The following is a 16540-nucleotide window of genomic DNA, read 5'->3' as shown; positions in this document are numbered from 1 at the left end:
ACTGCTAGAGATTGAATTTTGATCAAGGTGCCAGTTTTTTGATTTTGTTTGACAATAAACAAACATAATAATATTATATCTATAAATAAACTAACAATACTAAATTTTTCTAGGTGGTTTTTAATTATAAATCAATAAAGATTAACTTAGAACTCAAAGTAACTCGTAATTCAAAATACATTGGATGAATGATAGAAAGGACGGCGACGAATGAAAGCCTCGGATTCAAGATTGCAGACAGCTTCTCTCGAAGAGATCAAACGCGGATACGTGGAGGAAGGAACGGCCTATTTCTGTGTCTGTTGTGGTTTTACAACGGAACCGGGAATTGTTTACCCCGACGAAGGTGTGCTCTATGATGCGGTTCGTTACATGCGTGTTCATATTGAGAAGGTCCATGGGTCTGTATTTGAATATTTGCTGGAGCTGGATAAAAGTGTGACAGGATTGTCCGATGTACAGCGAGGTCTGCTGGCCCAGTTCTATGAAGGGAAAAAGGATGCAGAAGTGCAGCAGGCTCTAGGCATCGGCAGTGCGTCTACCATTCGAAACCATCGATTCGTTTTGAAGGAAAAGGAGAGGCAGGCCAAGATATTTCTGGCGTTAATGGAACTGTTGAAAAATAAAGACCTGCATGCTCCGGCAACATGGGTATCGCCGATTATGAAACAAGGGCATACGATTCATCAGCATTCCTTTGACATATCGGAAGAGGAAAAGAAACAGGTGTTACATACTTATTTCCCGGAAGGTACAAGTGGTCCGATGACTACGTTCCATATGAAGCAAAAACATAAGTATATCGTGCTCACAGAGATTGCCAAACGTTTTGAACCCCGGCGTCAGTACACCGAAAAACAAGTGAACGCACTCTTGAAGAAGGTACATGCCGACTATGTTGAGATTCGGAGATATCTGGTGGATTATGGTCTGTTAGAGCGAAAGGAGGATGGCAGCCAGTACTGGCTGGGTAGTGCAGCAGAGGAACAAAGGAACGATAGAGGGGATGGTAAGCAAACGAAAGGAACATCAGTAAAATTATCAGATAATTCGTCTGCATCCTTAGCGGTGGAACAGCAAGTTCCAGAAGAAAGAACAGGTAAAGGAGAGAAGAGTATGAATCGACGCAAAGAGTTACAGGAGCAAGCCAAAGAAGTCAAAGTAGAAGCAGGGATTTATCAAATTCGGAATGAGCGAAACGGCAAAGTGTATATCGACAGCACGCCTAATCTGAAGACCATTAACGGACAGCAATTTATGCTGCAGATGGGGAGCCATCTGAATCGACGTTTACAGGCAGAGTGGAATGAATACGGTGAGAGTGCATTTACGATTGAGGTATTAGAAGTAATGAAAAAGGATGACAATCCCTACGCCGATCCGAAGGATGCGCTTGCCAAATGTTTGGAAAGCTGGTTTGAGAAGCTGGAGCCTTACGGAGATCGTGGATACCACGGGGAGCCCAAATCGTCAAATTAGTAGGTGAGTAGAGTTCAATTTCAGTATTGAACACTACGAATGTAACATTTTAATATTGGAAAATAGCTAATTTCGTTCTCAGCTTGAAGCATAGTATAACGGAACGGCAATTCTAACGATCTCAGATGAGCTTAATTTGGCGATACCCGGTTCTCTGGAATTGTAACGATCACCAGAAACCTTATTTCACTAAAAACACACGATTTATGCCCAATTTCACTTTGTTTTACTAAATTAGCTTCCCTGAGATCGTTAGAAAATAAAACGGTATGATATTACCCAAATAGCGATCCTGGGGATCGTTAGAAAATTATCCGTCTAGATCAGGGCTATGCAGGGCAGTCACTTATGGGCTGAATATTGTGATTTAGCCGTAGTAGTAAGTAAGTAAGTATTGAGTATGTATGACTATCCCAATAAAAAAGTCCCTTTGCTGTTGAGTCGGCAAAGGGACTTTTTCGTGGTGATGTGCTCTAGTGTGCTCGCCAGAAGGCGAAAGATTTGTGTTGATCCTTACAGTTTGAATTGCTCTACCAGCTTCTGCAACTTATTAGCCAGATGCGCAAGGGAATCGGCAGAGGAGGAGATTTCCTGCATCGAGGCCACTTGCTCTTCCGTCGCAGCGGAGATATTCTCTGTGCCATCGGCATTGGTTTCCGATATGGTATGAATGTGGTCAATAGACTGCACCACTTCTGCTGTGCTGGCAGACATCTGCTCGGATGCTGCTGCAATATTTTCAAGTTGCTGATTGACCACCCCAACAGCCTCGCTAATCTGCACAAATGCATCATCGGCAAATTGTACAGCTCGGATGCCGCTGTCTACATCTTTTTGTCCCAGACGAACATTCTCATTGGCTCTGGAGATTTCTTGCTGAATGGATGCGACCATCTCCACGATCTTCTGACCGGATTCGCTGGACTGCTCCGCCAGTTTGCGGACTTCGCTTGCTACAACGGAGAATCCGCGTCCATGCTCGCCTGCACGAGCTGCTTCAATGGAAGCATTCAGCGCAAGCAGGTTGGTTTGGGCTGCGATATCCGTAATGACAGAGACCATCTCACCGATGGAGCTGGAATGCTGATCGAGCCGTGTTGCAGTTTCTGCGATGCCTTGCACAAAGTGCTGGATGGAGCCCATCTCCGATACCGCCGTTTTGATCGTCGAGTTCCCTTGTTGCGCGAGTTCGCTCGCTTGCATAGCGGCTTCGGACACTTGCTGTGTACTGTTCGTTACTTGTCCAACCCCTCCGGCAAGTTCATTCATCTGCTGTGCGGTATGTTTCAGGCTGTTTGCCTGTTTTTCAATGCCAGCCGCAGACTGTTCTGTAATTAGGGCCACTTGCTCCGTAGCTTTGGTTGTCTCGGACGAATTGATGGCAAGCTGTGCAGAAGATGTTGTAAGTTCGTCAGCTGTATTACGCACATCCTGAATGACTGTTCGTAGAGATTGACTCATTTTGTTAAAGCTATTGCTGAGTTTGCCGAACTCATCCTGACCGTGCACAGCAACCTCGATCGTCAGGTTCCCATCGCTGATTTCGTTGGAGGCTTTGACAAGTCGGTTGAGCGGTCTCGTAATGGCTTGTACAATCCAGAAAATAATGATGGAGCTGATAACTACAGCAATCGCAATAACAATCAGGGTAGTATACAGGATTGGACGAACGGTTTCCGTAACTTCGTCATTATCGATAACACCGACGACTGTCCAGCCTGTCGTTTCATTGGTAACGAAGAAGGCATGCTCGTTTTTTCCGTTCAACGTATACTGCAGATCACCATTCTTTTGATCGAAAATTTGTTTATAGGGTTCCATCGTGCCTTCGGTACCTGGTTTTTCGGTTGGATGCACGATGATTTTATTCGCATTATCAATAATATAGATATATCCTCTTTTCCCGATTTTCGTGGAATTTACCGTCTGGGAAAGAGCTTCAAGGGACAGACTGACCGAAACAACACCATGACCGTCACCGGTCGTCTGAGCAACCGAAGCAACCACATTACCTGTATTGCTTGAGATGTAAGGTGTAATTACAGTAGGCACGTCTTTGTTCTCCGAAGCAGCCTTAAACCAAGGACGTTCACGGGGATCATATCCCGGCTTATTCACGGCGGTGACCGGGGAGTTGATATAGACACCTTTATCCGTTCCGACGGAGGCAAGTTCCACGTCATCGTGGGTATCCTTGTAAGCATCAAGTAAGGTACGAATCGTTTCCGTTTCGTCCCCTTGAACCGCACCTACATTACCAGCATCCAGCTGACTTGCCAGAAAATCGACATTTTTGCGTGTAGCCCCAATAATCTGGTCAATGGTCTGATTCAGTACACTCACGCTACTGTTGGCATTCTCAAACATTTTTTCTTCGACCTTGGTAGCCGCTGTCTGGAATGAAATGATGCCTAGACTGATAGTTGGGATCAGCAGCACGATAGCAAATGAAAGTATCAGTTTCTCTCTCATCTGTAACGTTCGTTTCCCCTTTGGCTGCTTCACTTTCTTCATAGTACATTCTCCCCCTGTCAACTCTCCCGAACTGACATAAAATATGGTATATTTCTAAGTTAATGCAAACCAATTCTGCATTCATTATTCCAAATCACTGATTCAGAATGGTATGTATCGATATATATCGGCTGACAGTGATTAAAATTAGAGAGGAGTTGTACGAGAGTTGAATGAAAGTGCACCAAGATTATCTGCACATGAAAACAGTGTGGAAATTCAGGATCAGGCAACTTTTATGCAGGGGGTTCGGGATTGTATACCGACACTGCTCGGATATCTAAGTATCGGCTTTGCAGCAGGAGTTATTGAAATGACTGCAGGTCTCAGTTTTGCCGAAACGGCATTGTTGAGTCTGATTTTATATGCAGGTTCAGCCCAGTTCATTGCGGCAGGGATGCTGGCTTCCAATGGATCGGCGTTAGCGATCATCTTCACTATATTTTTTGTGAATCTGCGTCATCTGTTGCTTAGCGCAGCCGTATCTCCGTATTTCAGACATCTGACCCCGCTTAAAAATATGTGGATCGGCTCATTGCTTACGGATGAGTCATTCGGTGTGGCGATGACACGTGCAATCGGCAGAAAAACACTCAGTGAGCGCTGGATGCATGGTTTGAACATTACCGCATATTTGAACTGGTTTATCGCGAACATGGCGGGAGCATACTTTGGACGCTGGATCACGAACCCGGATCGGTTCGGACTGGATTATGCGTTGCCAGCAATGTTTATCGGTCTGATCGTACTTCAGCTGGTACATCGCAAAAGCAAAAAAATACATATTAATGTAGCCATCATTGCGGTCGTGTGTGTCATCTTAGCAAGCATGGCTTCACTAGGTAGTCTGAGCATTATCATAGCAGCAGTGGTTGCAGCAACGATGGGAGTGTTTATGGAACGATGGAAGTAAGATGGGATGTATTCTGGATTATTATGGGCTCGGCATTGCTTACATTTATCCCCCGGGTGTTGCCGCTTATGCTCTTCAGTAAAATACAGATTCCGGTGTGGCTGATGCGCTGGCTCGAATATGTGCCTGTTGCCGTCATGGCCTCACTCATTGGTCAGGAATTGTTTATGTCAGGCAATCGCCTTGTCCCCATTACAGAAAATGCCGCTTTGTGGGCAGCACTGCCCACAGTGGCTGTAGCCATCTGGACACGCAGTCTGCTCGGTACTGTGCTGGTTGGTATTGTATCGATGATGATATTACGTTACTTCATGGGATAGGAAGATGGGATCGTGATGAAAACGCTATTTTCTAATGAACCTAAAAGGGATAAGATGGAGAAAGCGGCATGAAATCGTCTGTTGCAGCCATGGATAAATCATCAGCATTTCATCATCTATTTTGAGCGAAAGGAACGATGTCTAAGATGAAACCAAGTCCATCGACGATTTTGTTTCAAGGGGATTCCATTACCGACGGAGGAAGATCACGGAATGAGGATCTGAATCATGTTCTTGGTCACGGGTATGCGTATTTGATCTCAAGCAGACTGGGCATGGAATTGGCGAGTAAGCACAAAACGTTCTATAACCGAGGCATAAGCGGAAATCGGGCATCCGATCTGTACGCACGCTGGAATGAAGACACATATAGTCTGAAACCGGATCTGATCAGTATCCTGATTGGGGTTAATGATGCCTGGCGTTTCATGAATGATGAACCAAGAGGATATACAGATCGTTTTGCCCGGGCGTATCGTCACTTGCTGGAGGAAACACGGGAAGTTATACCGGATACCGGGCTTGTGCTGATGGAGCCTTTTATTTTGAAGACGGGGGCGACGCTGGACCAATGGGAGGGCTGGGAAAAGCTTATGGCTGAATACCAGCAACAGGTTCGGGAAATGGCCGAGCACTACGGAGCGGTATGGGTTCCGCTTCAGCAAACGTTCAATGCGGCATTGGAGCAAGCCGATGCTTCATACTGGTTGTGGGATGGCGTTCATCCTACTGCGGCAGGTCATGAGTTAATTGCTCGTCAGTGGTTGTCTGTGGTGCAGCAATCTCCACTTGCTATTGTGTAGCTTATTTTAAACTCCATTAGTGAAGCGTGGTGAATCCTTTGCAAGGCTCTGATCACGAAATTGGAAACGAACATCATGAAATGCGCTTAAGACACGCTGTAGATGAATCTGGGGTACTCGACTGGCTAGACGAACAACGGATCAGGCAGGTGTTTGGTAACATGAACAAACAAAATCATGGTCAAGATGGTGCAGGAATTAAGGCTGATGAGCTTCGGGAAAAGTTGTTCCGGCCCGAGTTCGCTGAGATGCTCACCGATTTACGAAGGTATGGAGAGCAGGCATTACGAGAACCGTTGCCTCTTCTGACATTTCACCTGTTTCGACAGTTCGGCAGGGCGGGAGACCGCAAAGCATACGAGCAGGTTTACTTCGAAAGGCGCGGTAGATTAGCAGCCGTTGCCATGCTTGCTCTCGATTCTGACGCCCCTCATATGGTTCATGCTCTCGAAGAGATGTTGTGGGCGGTATGTGATGAATATACGTGGTGTCTTCCGGCACATCTGGGAACGGGGGAGGCGGAGCATGTGGGAGGCAATATTGACCTCTTCGCCGCAGAGACGGTACATATGCTTGCGGAGATTGTAGTACTTCATCGTCATCATCTCGATTCTCTAATTGTTGAACGGATACTTCTAGAGGCGGAGCGACGTATCTTTACGCCGTTATACAGGGAGAAGAGGGCATATCACTGGCAGACAGCAGAGCACAACTGGTCTGCTGTCTGTGGGGGATGCTGCGGCATGGCTGCTATGTTATTGCTGGAGGATCAGGCGATGTTGCTGGAGTCCACCAGACAGACAATCGACTGTATGAAGGCATTCTTGAGCGGGTATGGCGAGGACGGCGGCTGTGCTGAAGGAATTGGGTACTGGGTGTATGGCTTCGGATATTACGTCTATTATGCCGAGATGTTACTGGACTACACAGAGGGAGCGTTGGACTTGCTGCAAGGTTCCAAAATAGCGGCGATAGCGGCATTTCCGCTGCGAATCCATCTGTCGGGCGGTACATTTATCAATTATTCGGATAGCTCGGAGTATGAGGAGATACCTTCGGGGTTGCTGTCTCTGTTAGCTGTACGTTTCGGAATGGAAGTGGATTTGCCTCTGCGGATTCCTCAGCTGACAGACGATCCTTGTCGTCGCTGGGCCCATCTGTTACGGAACGTGATGTGGAGCGATCCGGCGGTATATGAACGTATACATGGAGAAACGGCTAGGCGGGCGAATGGAGGGTTTATTTTTCAACAGCTGGAATGGATGGTTGCCAAACATGCCCTTCATATGCCTACGAATGTATGGGTAGAGACGAGCAGACGGTGTTCAGACCGGGAGTGGATTCAGGTGGCGTGTTCGTTTAAAGGCGGTCATAATGATGAACCCCATAACCATAATGATCTGGGACAAGTGATTATCCATTGCGGTGGCGAAAATATACTGTGTGACCCTGGAGCAGGGGTGTACACGCAGGCTTATTTTGCTCCAGGGCGTGAGCAGTTATTTCATATCTCATCTGCTGGGCATAACGTGCCCTTGATTGGAGGTTGCGAGCAGCGTTCGGGTAGAGAGGCTGAAGCCAAGTTGCTGGAATTCAGGCTTGAGCCAGATGGAAGTGAAATGCAGGCTTGTTTGGATCTGACGCATGCATATCCCGAAACAGCAGCATTGCACCGGTACACACGCCATCTGAGCTGGAAGGTCGGACAAGATCGTGATGGTATGAACAGGATCACAGGAATTAAGGAAAGAGGCGGTAGGGGTTGTAGTACGGAGAATCCCCCCGATCCAGTTGATTTGGTGGAACGGATCAGGAGTACGGATCGGCAAGTTGATGTCGATTACGCTATGGATGTGAACTTGGACGTGACGGTGGCTATGGATACGGGTGTGCATGTAGATATGGCAACCTTGCGGATTATAGACAAATTCCAATGGAAGATGGACACAGAAGCTGATGTTGCGAAGTCTTCGTTGAACGAGTCATATGTTGAATCACAAGTCGTTGAGCGCTGGATAAGCCGGATACGCCCGGTGATAGAAAAGGAAGGCAGGCTTCGGTGGCAGGCTTCGCAGGCTCATTTGTACATGATATATGATGCTGTCCAGTGGCGGGTGCAGACAGAAGCTGTGCATACCGTGGATCATGACCAAGTGCCTGTTACATTTTATCGTACATCACTTATTTGGAAAGGGAACGGAGTTACAGCGACAAAGGGCGAGGATGGAAGAGTTGAGAATGAAAGAGTTGAAGATGCGTTAGAGGCGTCGGAAAATTCGAAAATCCTAGAAAGCGCAGAAACGGTAGAAACCTCCAACGTTGCTCCGCTAGAGATTGTATGTCAGGTTGATTTTATTGTTGAACCCCATCAAGGAGAAGCCGAGGTGAGTCCACGTGAGTAGTTATACAGCCACAGCGACATATCCATGGAAAAATGAACTTGAAAAGTATCGTGCTTTGGCAGCAGAGGCTGGTTCCGCATCGGCAGATGGCTGGAGCAGGGAGCGCAAGCTGGCTCTCGTCAAACAAATTGTTTGCGCTTACACCAAATATCAGGATAGTCATGGTGCAATTATCGATCCGTACTCAGGCATGGAACGGTACTACTCCACACCAGCCTATGCTATGGCAGCTGCAGTACTGGTGGATGCAGGGCACATCGAGCTGCTGGATTCCGCATCGGCAGCTCTGTCATATAGCATTGATGCGGTGGCAAGCGGGAGTGCCCCAGACAATCATCCGGATTTTTTCCCTGTACTGATGATGCGGGCATACATGATGCTAAGGTCTTATCGACCCGATCAGGCAGCCATCTGGGCTGAGGCACTTCGGACGATTGATCCCGAGAATGATTATGTATTTACGATGAGTAAGATGAATAATGCCAATCGCATGATTAACTGGAATGCCATTATGATCTCGGGTGAGTATCTGCGATGGAGCGAACACCTTGCGAGTGAGGATACAACTTGGATGGATCGTTATCTGGAAGCATATCATCTGCCGCGGTTTACCCCGCTTGGTCTGTATCAGGACGGCCCGCTGGATCGACCGAATTGTCCATTTTCCTATGATATCGCTACCCGCTATCATCTTGAAGTGATGCTTGATGGAGGTTACGAAGGGGCGGTCGCGGATGCATTACGAGAGAGATTGAATCATGGTGCGTTCAGCTCATTGTTGATGTTGTCTCCGCTGGGAGAAATACCGCCGCGTGGTCGCAGCTCTCAGCACCAATGGAATGAAGCAGCGGCGGCATATGTTTGCTCGGTGCACGCCAAGCTGGCGATGCAGGCTGGGGATTCTGTAATGGCCGGGGCGTTTGCACGAGCGGCAAATCGTTGTTTTGAAGCCGTAGAGCGCTGGCTGATGCCGGATGGACGTTTGAAAATTGTACGCAACGAATATGCGCCTGAGAAACGTCACGGCTACGAAGTATACACCAATCACACCTGTTACAATCTATGGACGGCAGCTGCGCTGGCACATGCCTGTCTTCGTGATTCAGATGAGGGGATTGTGCAATTCTATCTTCCCTCCGAGATTGGAAACAGGGTACTGCAGGCGGACGGCTGGTTCGAAACCGTGCTGGCCTCTGTGCCAGGTCAGCAGCTGGTTCTGCACACTGCGCTGAATGACCCGTATACGATCCCAGGGCTGGTACGAGTGCAACAGGCAGGTCTGCCGGGATTAATAGGCCCGTCCGCAGCCGGTCATGTACAGGCAGGATTTACAGAATTTGCTGAAGGTGTTGTGCGGCCTTTGAGTTATTGCCCCGCTTGGAAGACAACGGATGGGGTGTGGCATAGTCTGGCTGAGGGTATACCATCAGGTAGTACGTATGACCGTGATGCGGGAATAGATCCGGCAAACGGTGGCGGTTCAATCCTGTTTAAAGTGGCGACCCGGACGGGTGAGAGTTCGGCAGAAAATGAGCTACAAGAAACCGTGACAGCAGTTAGTTCGAATATTGTGAAGAGCCCTACTGAGCTAGCTGCGAGAACAGCTGCCGAGCAAGCTACGGGGAGAACTGCTGAGGAAGCCACGTTGAACCATGAAGAGAATGATTTCGAGGTCATCTGGACGGGCCCTTTACCTGGGATGCGCTCTATAATTACCCGTTATGTGCAGCAAGCAGATGAACTGATGGTGACGTATACATTCGAGGGTGAGATTGAGGCGGTGGGGGCTGTGATCCCACTGATGTTTAGCGATGGTCGGGAGCAGGCTGTGATTACCTATACGGAGCATAGTGTGCGCACAGAATACCTTGGAGCGTACGTTGAATCGACAATTCAAGATGCAAAAGCGGTGATTCAGCTGAGTCCACAGGAAGTGGCTTCACGCAACGGGCTGTTAAAGCAGGCACGAATGGAAGTTTATGATGCACAGCAGCTGACATTCACTATTCGATTGGGACGCATCTAAGGAAGTCCGGAAGCAGTCTAGTTATTATCCATTTCATGATGTATACGCGGGCGATCTCATATAGGAACAGGAGGGACATGATCATGAATACCTCAACATCGGCAACGTGGCTGGAGGAAGCATGGCAGCAAGGGGTTCACAAGACGATTCGAAATGCGAAACGAATCCAGGATACCTTTCCTCATATTTCACCGCAGGGTGTGTACGACAAAAATGATCCGGAATGGTGGACAGCCGGTTTTTGGCCCGGACTGTTGTGGCTGGTGTACCGGGATGATCCACAGCATGAAGCGGCCGCCGATCTGCAGCGTATCGCGGCTAGCTGTGAGCGGCAGCTCGAAGATTGTCTGCGTGATCCAGACCTGGTGGATCACGATCTGGGTTTCGTCTGGCTGCTTAGCGGCGTAGCCAGGTATCGCCAGATGGGCAGCGAGGATGGGCGTCGCCGCGGCATGCTTGCCGCGAATCTGCTCGCTGCCCGCTTTCACGTGCGCGGTGAGTTCATCCGCGCATGGAACTTCCGCTCGTCGATGATGGACACGCGCGGCGTTGCCATCATTGACAGCATGATGAACCTGCCGCTGCTCTACTGGGCATCCGAGCAGAGCAGCGATCCTCGCTTCCGATGGCTGGCGGAAGCGCATGCGGACACCGTGGCGCGCGAATTCGCCCGCGCTGACGGGTCCATCTGCCACGTGGTGGAGTTTGATCCACACACGGGGCAGAAGTTGCGGGAGCATGGCGGCCAAGGCCATGCTCCCGGGTCCGCCTGGGCGCGGGGCACCGCCTGGGCGTTGCACGGGTTTGCGCTGTCTTTCCGGTATACGGGCGAAGCCCGATATCTGGAGACAGCGGAACGGGCGGCCGATTTCTTCCTCGCCATGCTTGGCGAAGACATCGTGCCGGTGTGGGATTTTCGCGCGCCTGCGGAGCATCGGGCGGCGTGGGACTCGTCCGCTGCGGCGATTGCCGCAAGCGGCCTGTTCGAGCTCGCGAAGCTGTCGCCACGCGGGCCAACCTACGCCGCCGCGGGAGAGAGGATCGTCCGCGGCTTGTATGAGCGCTACAGCCCTGCTGAATCTGTAGCGGAGGAAGGGCTGATTATGCAGGGAACGGTGCATTATCCGGAAGGCCGGGGAATCAATGTGCCGATTATTTACGGCGATTACTTCTATATGGAGGCGCTGGCGAAGCTGCGTGGATACGAGGGGTTATTTTAACGGAAGACGTTCAGAGCAGAAGAATTTAGATGCCGTTCTCATGGTTATGTCTTATCCGAAGATAAGAAATGACATAGGGAACGATGACAATCTAGGGCGTGTCTGAAAACGCTGAAGAAAGCAGATTTTGCCGAATTTTCGTTCCAAGCCAGGAAGTTTCCCGCAGGCGTGCCGGGGCACGTCAAGGGGAAGTGACGTAGCAGGGGGCGAAAAAGGGGTAAAAGATGCACTTCAGTAGCTTTCAAGACACCCCCTAGTCAACCGCCCTGCATAGGGCGGTTATTTATGTTGTTTTCTCTATATGTATTTACAGAAAGTGAACTCACTTCGCCGGCGAACGTCTCAGAATGACAAAGTCGGCAGAGGACTGCTCGGGATATCGCTGGCGAATGATCTCATGCACTTTGAATTCGGGATAATCAAATAGATAGTGGAACAGATTCCGATCTTGTATGGTCTGCACGCCATTATTTCCTTGCTCCTTCAGCCTTGTATAGAGCACTACCCATTGAGTTGAAGCATGGAGAACATCACTTAGCGTAGCCCGAAAGTCCGTTTCATCTGTAATATGATACAGTACATCCAGACACACGGTTAGATCCGCTTGGAGAAAACCGCGATTGACCCATAGGCCCGGTGTGTACACCATGAAACTTTTGGAAGGATCGCTGGCATATAGCGAAGCACATTGTTTTATAGACGAGGATGCCACATCCATGCCCAGGTATTCGCCATAGTTCATATAGTTCAACTGGTTTCCATCTCCGCAGCCGAATTCGATGACCCGATGAATCCCTTCGCGCTGGATTAACGCATTGACCACCTCAGCTTTGAATTCCGCCAGCACACCATATGAACCTCTGCCCGATGTATTACCCGAAGAATAAGTCTGCTCCCAATAATGGATGTAATCAAATGACTGATTCACACCGATTTCCCCCGATACTCAAAAATGACGTTGCGTAAGATCATAAGCCTTATATTCAGGTTATGCGCAGCGGGAATCGTTATGAATTAGACTTAGCAAATCGGCAACTTTTCCTCCACTACGTGTTCGCATGGCGTCTATCGTAGATGATAGATGAGACTATAGTATGAATTTCCATATAATTACCTGAAAATTTCCTGAAAGTCTAAACATCCGGAAAGTTCTTGCCGACATTAATTAGAGTAGGAAAAAATTGACGATTAATCGGAGGGAAATGATGTTAAAGCCAAGATTGACCAAGTACATGGTGATGATGCTGGTGTTGATGCTGAGTATTTCCAACGTAGGCTTGGCCACTGCGGCAGAGAAAGAACTGTCCAAAATTGTGGTTTCCAAAAATGAAATGTCGCTCGAAGTTGGCGATTCCGGGTCAGTTACCGTAACGGGGGTATATTCAGATAATACCTCGGCAAACGTTACGATCAGTTCATCCTGGACAAGCAGTGATGCTTCGGTAGCATCTGCATATAATGGTTCAATAACAGCCAAAAAAGAAGGTACAGCCACAGTTACGGTGGCATATCAGGGGCAAAGTCAGCCTATTCAAATCAAAGTGACAAAGAAAGTCAAAGCCCTTTCTAAAAATGTGCAAGATCTTGATCTCCGTACAGGGGATACCAAGGATATTGTGCTGACTGCAACGTATAGTGATAATTCAACGAATGCGCAGGCGGCCAGCAGTGCTGAATGGTCGACAAGTGATGAGAAAGTTGCTACCGTTGTCAACGGTAAAGTAACAGGTCAAAGCGCAGGAACAGCAGTGATCACAGCCAAGCTGGGCAGTCAGAGTGTAGCGGTTGACGTCAGTGTGGAAGTGGTCAAACGTGTGGATGTGGACAAAAATCAGATTAACCTGCTGCTGAAGCAACAGGAAAGCGTGAAATTAACAGCTACTTACCCAGATGGAACCACCAAGGATGTAACGAATCTTGCAGAATGGACATCGAGTAACGAAAAGGTTGCAGATGTACTGAAAGGCAATATTACAGGTTATTTAGCAGGTTCCGCCAAAATTACAGGTAAATACGGTACCAAGTCGGTATCCATAGATGTAGACGTTGATCAGACGAGCAAGTTGAGCGTAGCGAAACAGAGCATCTTCTTCCGTTTAAGCGATACCAATAAAACGGCTACGGTTGCGGTTACGGCTTCATATCCAAACAGTAGTGATGTGAATGTAACGGATCAGGCAACATGGACATCCAGCAATGAGCAAGTGGCTACGGTGTTCAAAGGCCAGATTACGGCAGCAGGCGCAGGATCAACAACGATTAAGGCCGCGTACAGTGGCAAAACGGTAGAAATCGCCGTTGATGTCGATACGGCAAGATATCTGGATATCAAAGATATTACCGACAAACTTGCCATGAGCGTTACCGGTGACAACAAAACGAAACAACTGACAGCGAATGCTGAATATATTGACGCCAGCAAGGAGGACGTTACGTCCAAAGCGACATGGACGTCCAGCAATGCTGATATTGTATATGTATCCTCTGGTGGTGAACTGATCGCCTACAAATCTGGTACAGCTACAATTACCGCAGCATATGGCGGAAAAACGGTGAAATTTACGGTAAACGTAGATGTGCCTGACAAGTATGAGATGGATAAAAAGAAAGCAACCGTTGCTGTTGGCGGAACCACCTCTGCCAAAGTGCTTGCCGTATACGGTGAAACTTCCAAGGACGTATCCGACAGTGCAACGTGGAGCAGCAGCAGTGAGAAAATCGCTGAGGTAGACAGCAAAGGGAGTATTACGGGTGTAGCGACAGGCAAAGCGACGATTACGGCTAAAATCGAAGGAAAAACGTTGACACTGCCTGTAGAAGTAGGCATGGCGAGCGGACTGGAAGCGGATGTGAACTTTGTCGTGCTGTCGGCAAAAGAAACTCAAGCCATTGTCCTTACAGGTACGGATGGGGACGGTAATACGAAAGACGTCACAGCCGATGCGACTTGGAAATCGAGCAATGCCCGTGTAGCCGATGTGAAAAAAGGTGTAATCACGGGTAATAGCAGTGGTAAAGCTAATATCACCGCTGAATACGGCTCACAGAAAATCACAATTCAGGTTGAAGTCGATGTCATTTCTCGGATTGAAGCATCCGAACCAGTTCTTTCCCTGAAATCAGGTGACACTGTAGATTTGAAGTTGATTGCTACTTTGAGTGATGGCAGTGAGCGGGATGTTACAGACAAAGCAGAGTGGAAAACAAACAGTTACAAAGTGGCTCAAGTGACCAAAGGCAAAGTGAAGGCACTGAGCTCAGGTAAAGCAAGAATCACTGCGAAGTACGGCAGCAAAACGGTTACAATTGCGCTGGATGTAGATACATTGAAGTATTTACAGACGGATAAAGTCACGTTGACGATGAAAGTTGGCGATAAGGCAACCGTAGTCGCCACCGCAACATATATGGATGGAAGTGAAGCCAATGTGTCCAAACCAGCACTGTGGACTTCTTCCCGCATTGCGACGGCTTCCGTAAAAGATGGTATCATTCAAGCGAATGGTAAAGGTAAAGCGACCATTACAATCTCCTATGCAGGGGTAAAAACAAAGGTCAACGTTGTGGTTGAGGACAAGTAAGGTTGGCATACGGATTAGAAATAGTAAATGTCAAAAAGGTGATATCAGCATTCAAGCTGATATCACCTTTTTGAGTAACATCCAGATTTGAAAACATACGTTTTCCCGAATTCACAAATAAGTTAAATTAGCGATCTAATTGGTCACATCGTATGTGACAGTACCAGAGCACCATAGGCAAAGGCAATAAGGATAAGAATTGCCGGGTGCAGCTTGGTTTTGGTCATGACCCAGAGGGAGATGCCTGCAATAATAAGCGTCTGCCAGATGCCGATGGAGTCCGTGGATACTTGACCGAATTCCCAAGTGAGTAGAATCATGAGCACAGCGATCACCGGCTGCACAAGCAGAGTCATACCTTTGACCTTAGGTGAAGTCCGGTGTTTGTTCAACAAACGAAGTAGTAGAATAAGTGCAACTGCCGACGGTACAACGGTAGCGAAGCTGGCGATTAACGCACCAAACCAGCCTGCGACGTGATATCCGACAAACGCAGCAATTTTCGTGGCAATCGGGCCTGGGAGCGCATTGCCGATCGCCAGTACATCACCGAACTGCTCGGTTGTCATCCAGTGGTAGTGATTCACAATCTCTTCCTGCATCAATGGAATGGAAGCGGGGCCGCCCCCATATCCGAGGATGTTCGCTACGAAAAATCCCCAAAATAATTCCCACCATGTCTGAAGCATCCTACGATACCTCCTTGTCGGAGTTACCTTTGGATTTTACACGCTGCACCAGCCCGAAATGGAAGAAACCATAGGCTAGGAACACTGTAATCACCAGTCCCGGATGAATATTGAGTAACTGTAATGCTGCAAAGGCAATCACACCGAATAAAATAGCAAACCACTTACCCAAGCCTTTCCAGGCTTTCATCGCAAATTCATAAGCCATCATACCAAGCATCACAAAAATGACAGGCCGCACGGCTGCTACCATACCTGCGACAATCTTGGATTCACGCAGGGCGTACATTGAACCGAGCAGAGCAATAATTGCGATGCTTGTCGGCAATATATGAGCGAGTACGGACACAATAGCGCCTAGAACACCCTTCGTTTTATAGCCAAGATAGGCAGCCATTTTGGTTGCAATAGGTCCGGGCAGGGCGTTGGCAATCGCCAGAATCTCGCCGAATTCATCGTCGCTGACCCACTTGTACCGGGTAACGGCTTCATAACGGATTAGCGGAATAACCGAGGGGCCGCCGCCATATCCCAAAATTCCGGTTCGTACCATGCCGACCACGAGACCGTTGTAATCTTTCCAACTCATGCTG

12 protein-coding genes are annotated in these 16540 nt (G+C 48.3%); 8 read left to right on the top strand and 4 right to left on the bottom strand.

Features of this window, described 5'->3' with window-relative positions; translation table 11 throughout:
- Positions 1–210 precede the first annotated feature (210 nt).
- Positions 211–1479 (top strand): DUF2087 domain-containing protein, encoded by a 1269-nt coding sequence (locus tag ABIE27_RS25930; protein ID WP_123065453.1) that lies wholly within the window; start codon positions 211–213, stop codon positions 1477–1479.
- A 513-nt stretch (positions 1480–1992) separates the two neighbouring features.
- Here ABIE27_RS25930 and ABIE27_RS25925 read toward each other — a convergent pair.
- A complete protein-coding gene (locus ABIE27_RS25925; RefSeq protein ID WP_429351876.1) occupies positions 1993–3993 on the bottom strand; it encodes a methyl-accepting chemotaxis protein in 2001 nt (666 codons plus the stop codon).
- Positions 3994–4231: 238 nt separating this feature from the next.
- Between ABIE27_RS25925 and ABIE27_RS25920 the strand changes: the two genes are divergently transcribed.
- The 6 genes from ABIE27_RS25920 to ABIE27_RS25895 all read left to right on the top strand — a co-directional run bounded on the left by ABIE27_RS25920 (position 4232) and on the right by ABIE27_RS25895 (position 11677).
- Positions 4232–4906 (top strand): AzlC family ABC transporter permease, encoded by a 675-nt coding sequence (locus tag ABIE27_RS25920; RefSeq protein ID WP_123065635.1) that lies wholly within the window; start codon positions 4232–4234, stop codon positions 4904–4906.
- Entirely contained in the window at positions 4897–5226 is a 330-nt protein-coding gene (locus tag ABIE27_RS25915) for an AzlD domain-containing protein (protein ID WP_123065455.1), read from the top strand. Before ABIE27_RS25920 ends, ABIE27_RS25915 begins: the two co-directional genes overlap by 10 nt.
- Positions 5227–5372: 146 nt before the next feature.
- Positions 5373–6029: an SGNH/GDSL hydrolase family protein gene (locus ABIE27_RS25910; RefSeq protein ID WP_123065456.1), complete on the top strand. Its 657-nt coding sequence runs from the start codon at positions 5373–5375 to the stop codon at positions 6027–6029.
- Between the two features lie 80 nt (positions 6030–6109).
- Complete coding sequence (locus ABIE27_RS25905) at positions 6110–8431, top strand: hypothetical protein (RefSeq protein WP_429351875.1); 2322 nt, start codon at positions 6110–6112, stop codon at positions 8429–8431.
- Positions 8424–10457: a glycosyl hydrolase gene (locus ABIE27_RS25900; protein WP_123065458.1), complete on the top strand. Its 2034-nt coding sequence runs from the start codon at positions 8424–8426 to the stop codon at positions 10455–10457. The genes ABIE27_RS25905 and ABIE27_RS25900 overlap by 8 nt, the downstream gene beginning before the upstream one ends.
- Positions 10458–10540: 83 nt before the next feature.
- Positions 10541–11677 (top strand): glycoside hydrolase family 88 protein, encoded by a 1137-nt coding sequence (locus ABIE27_RS25895; protein ID WP_429351874.1) that lies wholly within the window; start codon positions 10541–10543, stop codon positions 11675–11677.
- Positions 11678–11999: 322 nt separating this feature from the next.
- Here ABIE27_RS25895 and ABIE27_RS25890 read toward each other — a convergent pair whose 3' ends face one another.
- Positions 12000–12605, bottom strand: coding sequence for a class I SAM-dependent methyltransferase (locus ABIE27_RS25890; RefSeq protein ID WP_123065460.1), 606 nt, complete (start codon positions 12603–12605; stop codon positions 12000–12002).
- Positions 12606–12882: 277 nt separating this feature from the next.
- Here ABIE27_RS25890 and ABIE27_RS25885 point away from each other — a divergent pair, with 277 nt between their 5' ends.
- Positions 12883–15258 carry an Ig-like domain-containing protein gene (locus ABIE27_RS25885; RefSeq protein ID WP_123065461.1) on the top strand — a complete coding sequence of 792 codons (2376 nt, stop codon included), beginning with the start codon at positions 12883–12885 and terminating at the stop codon, positions 15256–15258.
- Between the two features lie 143 nt (positions 15259–15401).
- On the opposite strand, the gene ABIE27_RS25880 is transcribed toward ABIE27_RS25885, so the two are convergent.
- Both ABIE27_RS25880 and ABIE27_RS25875 read right to left on the bottom strand, forming a co-directional pair.
- Complete coding sequence (locus tag ABIE27_RS25880) at positions 15402–15947, bottom strand: chromate transporter (protein ID WP_123065462.1); 546 nt, start codon at positions 15945–15947, stop codon at positions 15402–15404.
- A 1-nt stretch (position 15948) separates the two neighbouring features.
- Positions 15949–16536 carry a chromate transporter gene (locus ABIE27_RS25875; RefSeq protein WP_123065463.1) on the bottom strand — a complete coding sequence of 196 codons (588 nt, stop codon included), beginning with the start codon at positions 16534–16536 and terminating at the stop codon, positions 15949–15951.
- Positions 16537–16540 lie beyond the last annotated feature (4 nt).

The organism is Paenibacillus sp. 4624 (genome assembly GCF_050435065.1).
Classification (GTDB): domain Bacteria; phylum Bacillota; class Bacilli; order Paenibacillales; family Paenibacillaceae; genus Paenibacillus; species Paenibacillus amylolyticus_D.
The sequence above is the reverse complement of the archived record's forward strand: the minus strand, read 5'-3'. Positions and strand labels throughout refer to the sequence as shown.

Excerpts from the sequence above, each read along its gene's own strand:
- ABIE27_RS25930 (WP_123065453.1), top strand. The coding sequence starts at position 211 with ATGAAAGCCTCGGATTCAAGATTGCAGACAGCTTCTCTCGAAGAGATC.
- ABIE27_RS25925 (WP_429351876.1), bottom strand. The coding sequence starts at position 3,993 with ATGAAGAAAGTGAAGCAGCCAAAGGGGAAACGAACGTTACAGATGAGA.
- ABIE27_RS25920 (WP_123065635.1), top strand. The coding sequence starts at position 4,232 with ATGCAGGGGGTTCGGGATTGTATACCGACACTGCTCGGATATCTAAGT.
- ABIE27_RS25915 (WP_123065455.1), top strand. The coding sequence starts at position 4,897 with ATGGAAGTAAGATGGGATGTATTCTGGATTATTATGGGCTCGGCATTG.
- ABIE27_RS25910 (WP_123065456.1), top strand. The coding sequence starts at position 5,373 with ATGAAACCAAGTCCATCGACGATTTTGTTTCAAGGGGATTCCATTACC.
- ABIE27_RS25905 (WP_429351875.1), top strand. The coding sequence starts at position 6,110 with ATGCGCTTAAGACACGCTGTAGATGAATCTGGGGTACTCGACTGGCTA.
- ABIE27_RS25895 (WP_429351874.1), top strand. The coding sequence starts at position 10,541 with ATGAATACCTCAACATCGGCAACGTGGCTGGAGGAAGCATGGCAGCAA.
- ABIE27_RS25885 (WP_123065461.1), top strand. The coding sequence starts at position 12,883 with ATGTTAAAGCCAAGATTGACCAAGTACATGGTGATGATGCTGGTGTTG.
- ABIE27_RS25880 (WP_123065462.1), bottom strand. The coding sequence starts at position 15,947 with ATGCTTCAGACATGGTGGGAATTATTTTGGGGATTTTTCGTAGCGAAC.
- ABIE27_RS25875 (WP_123065463.1), bottom strand. The coding sequence starts at position 16,536 with ATGAGTTGGAAAGATTACAACGGTCTCGTGGTCGGCATGGTACGAACC.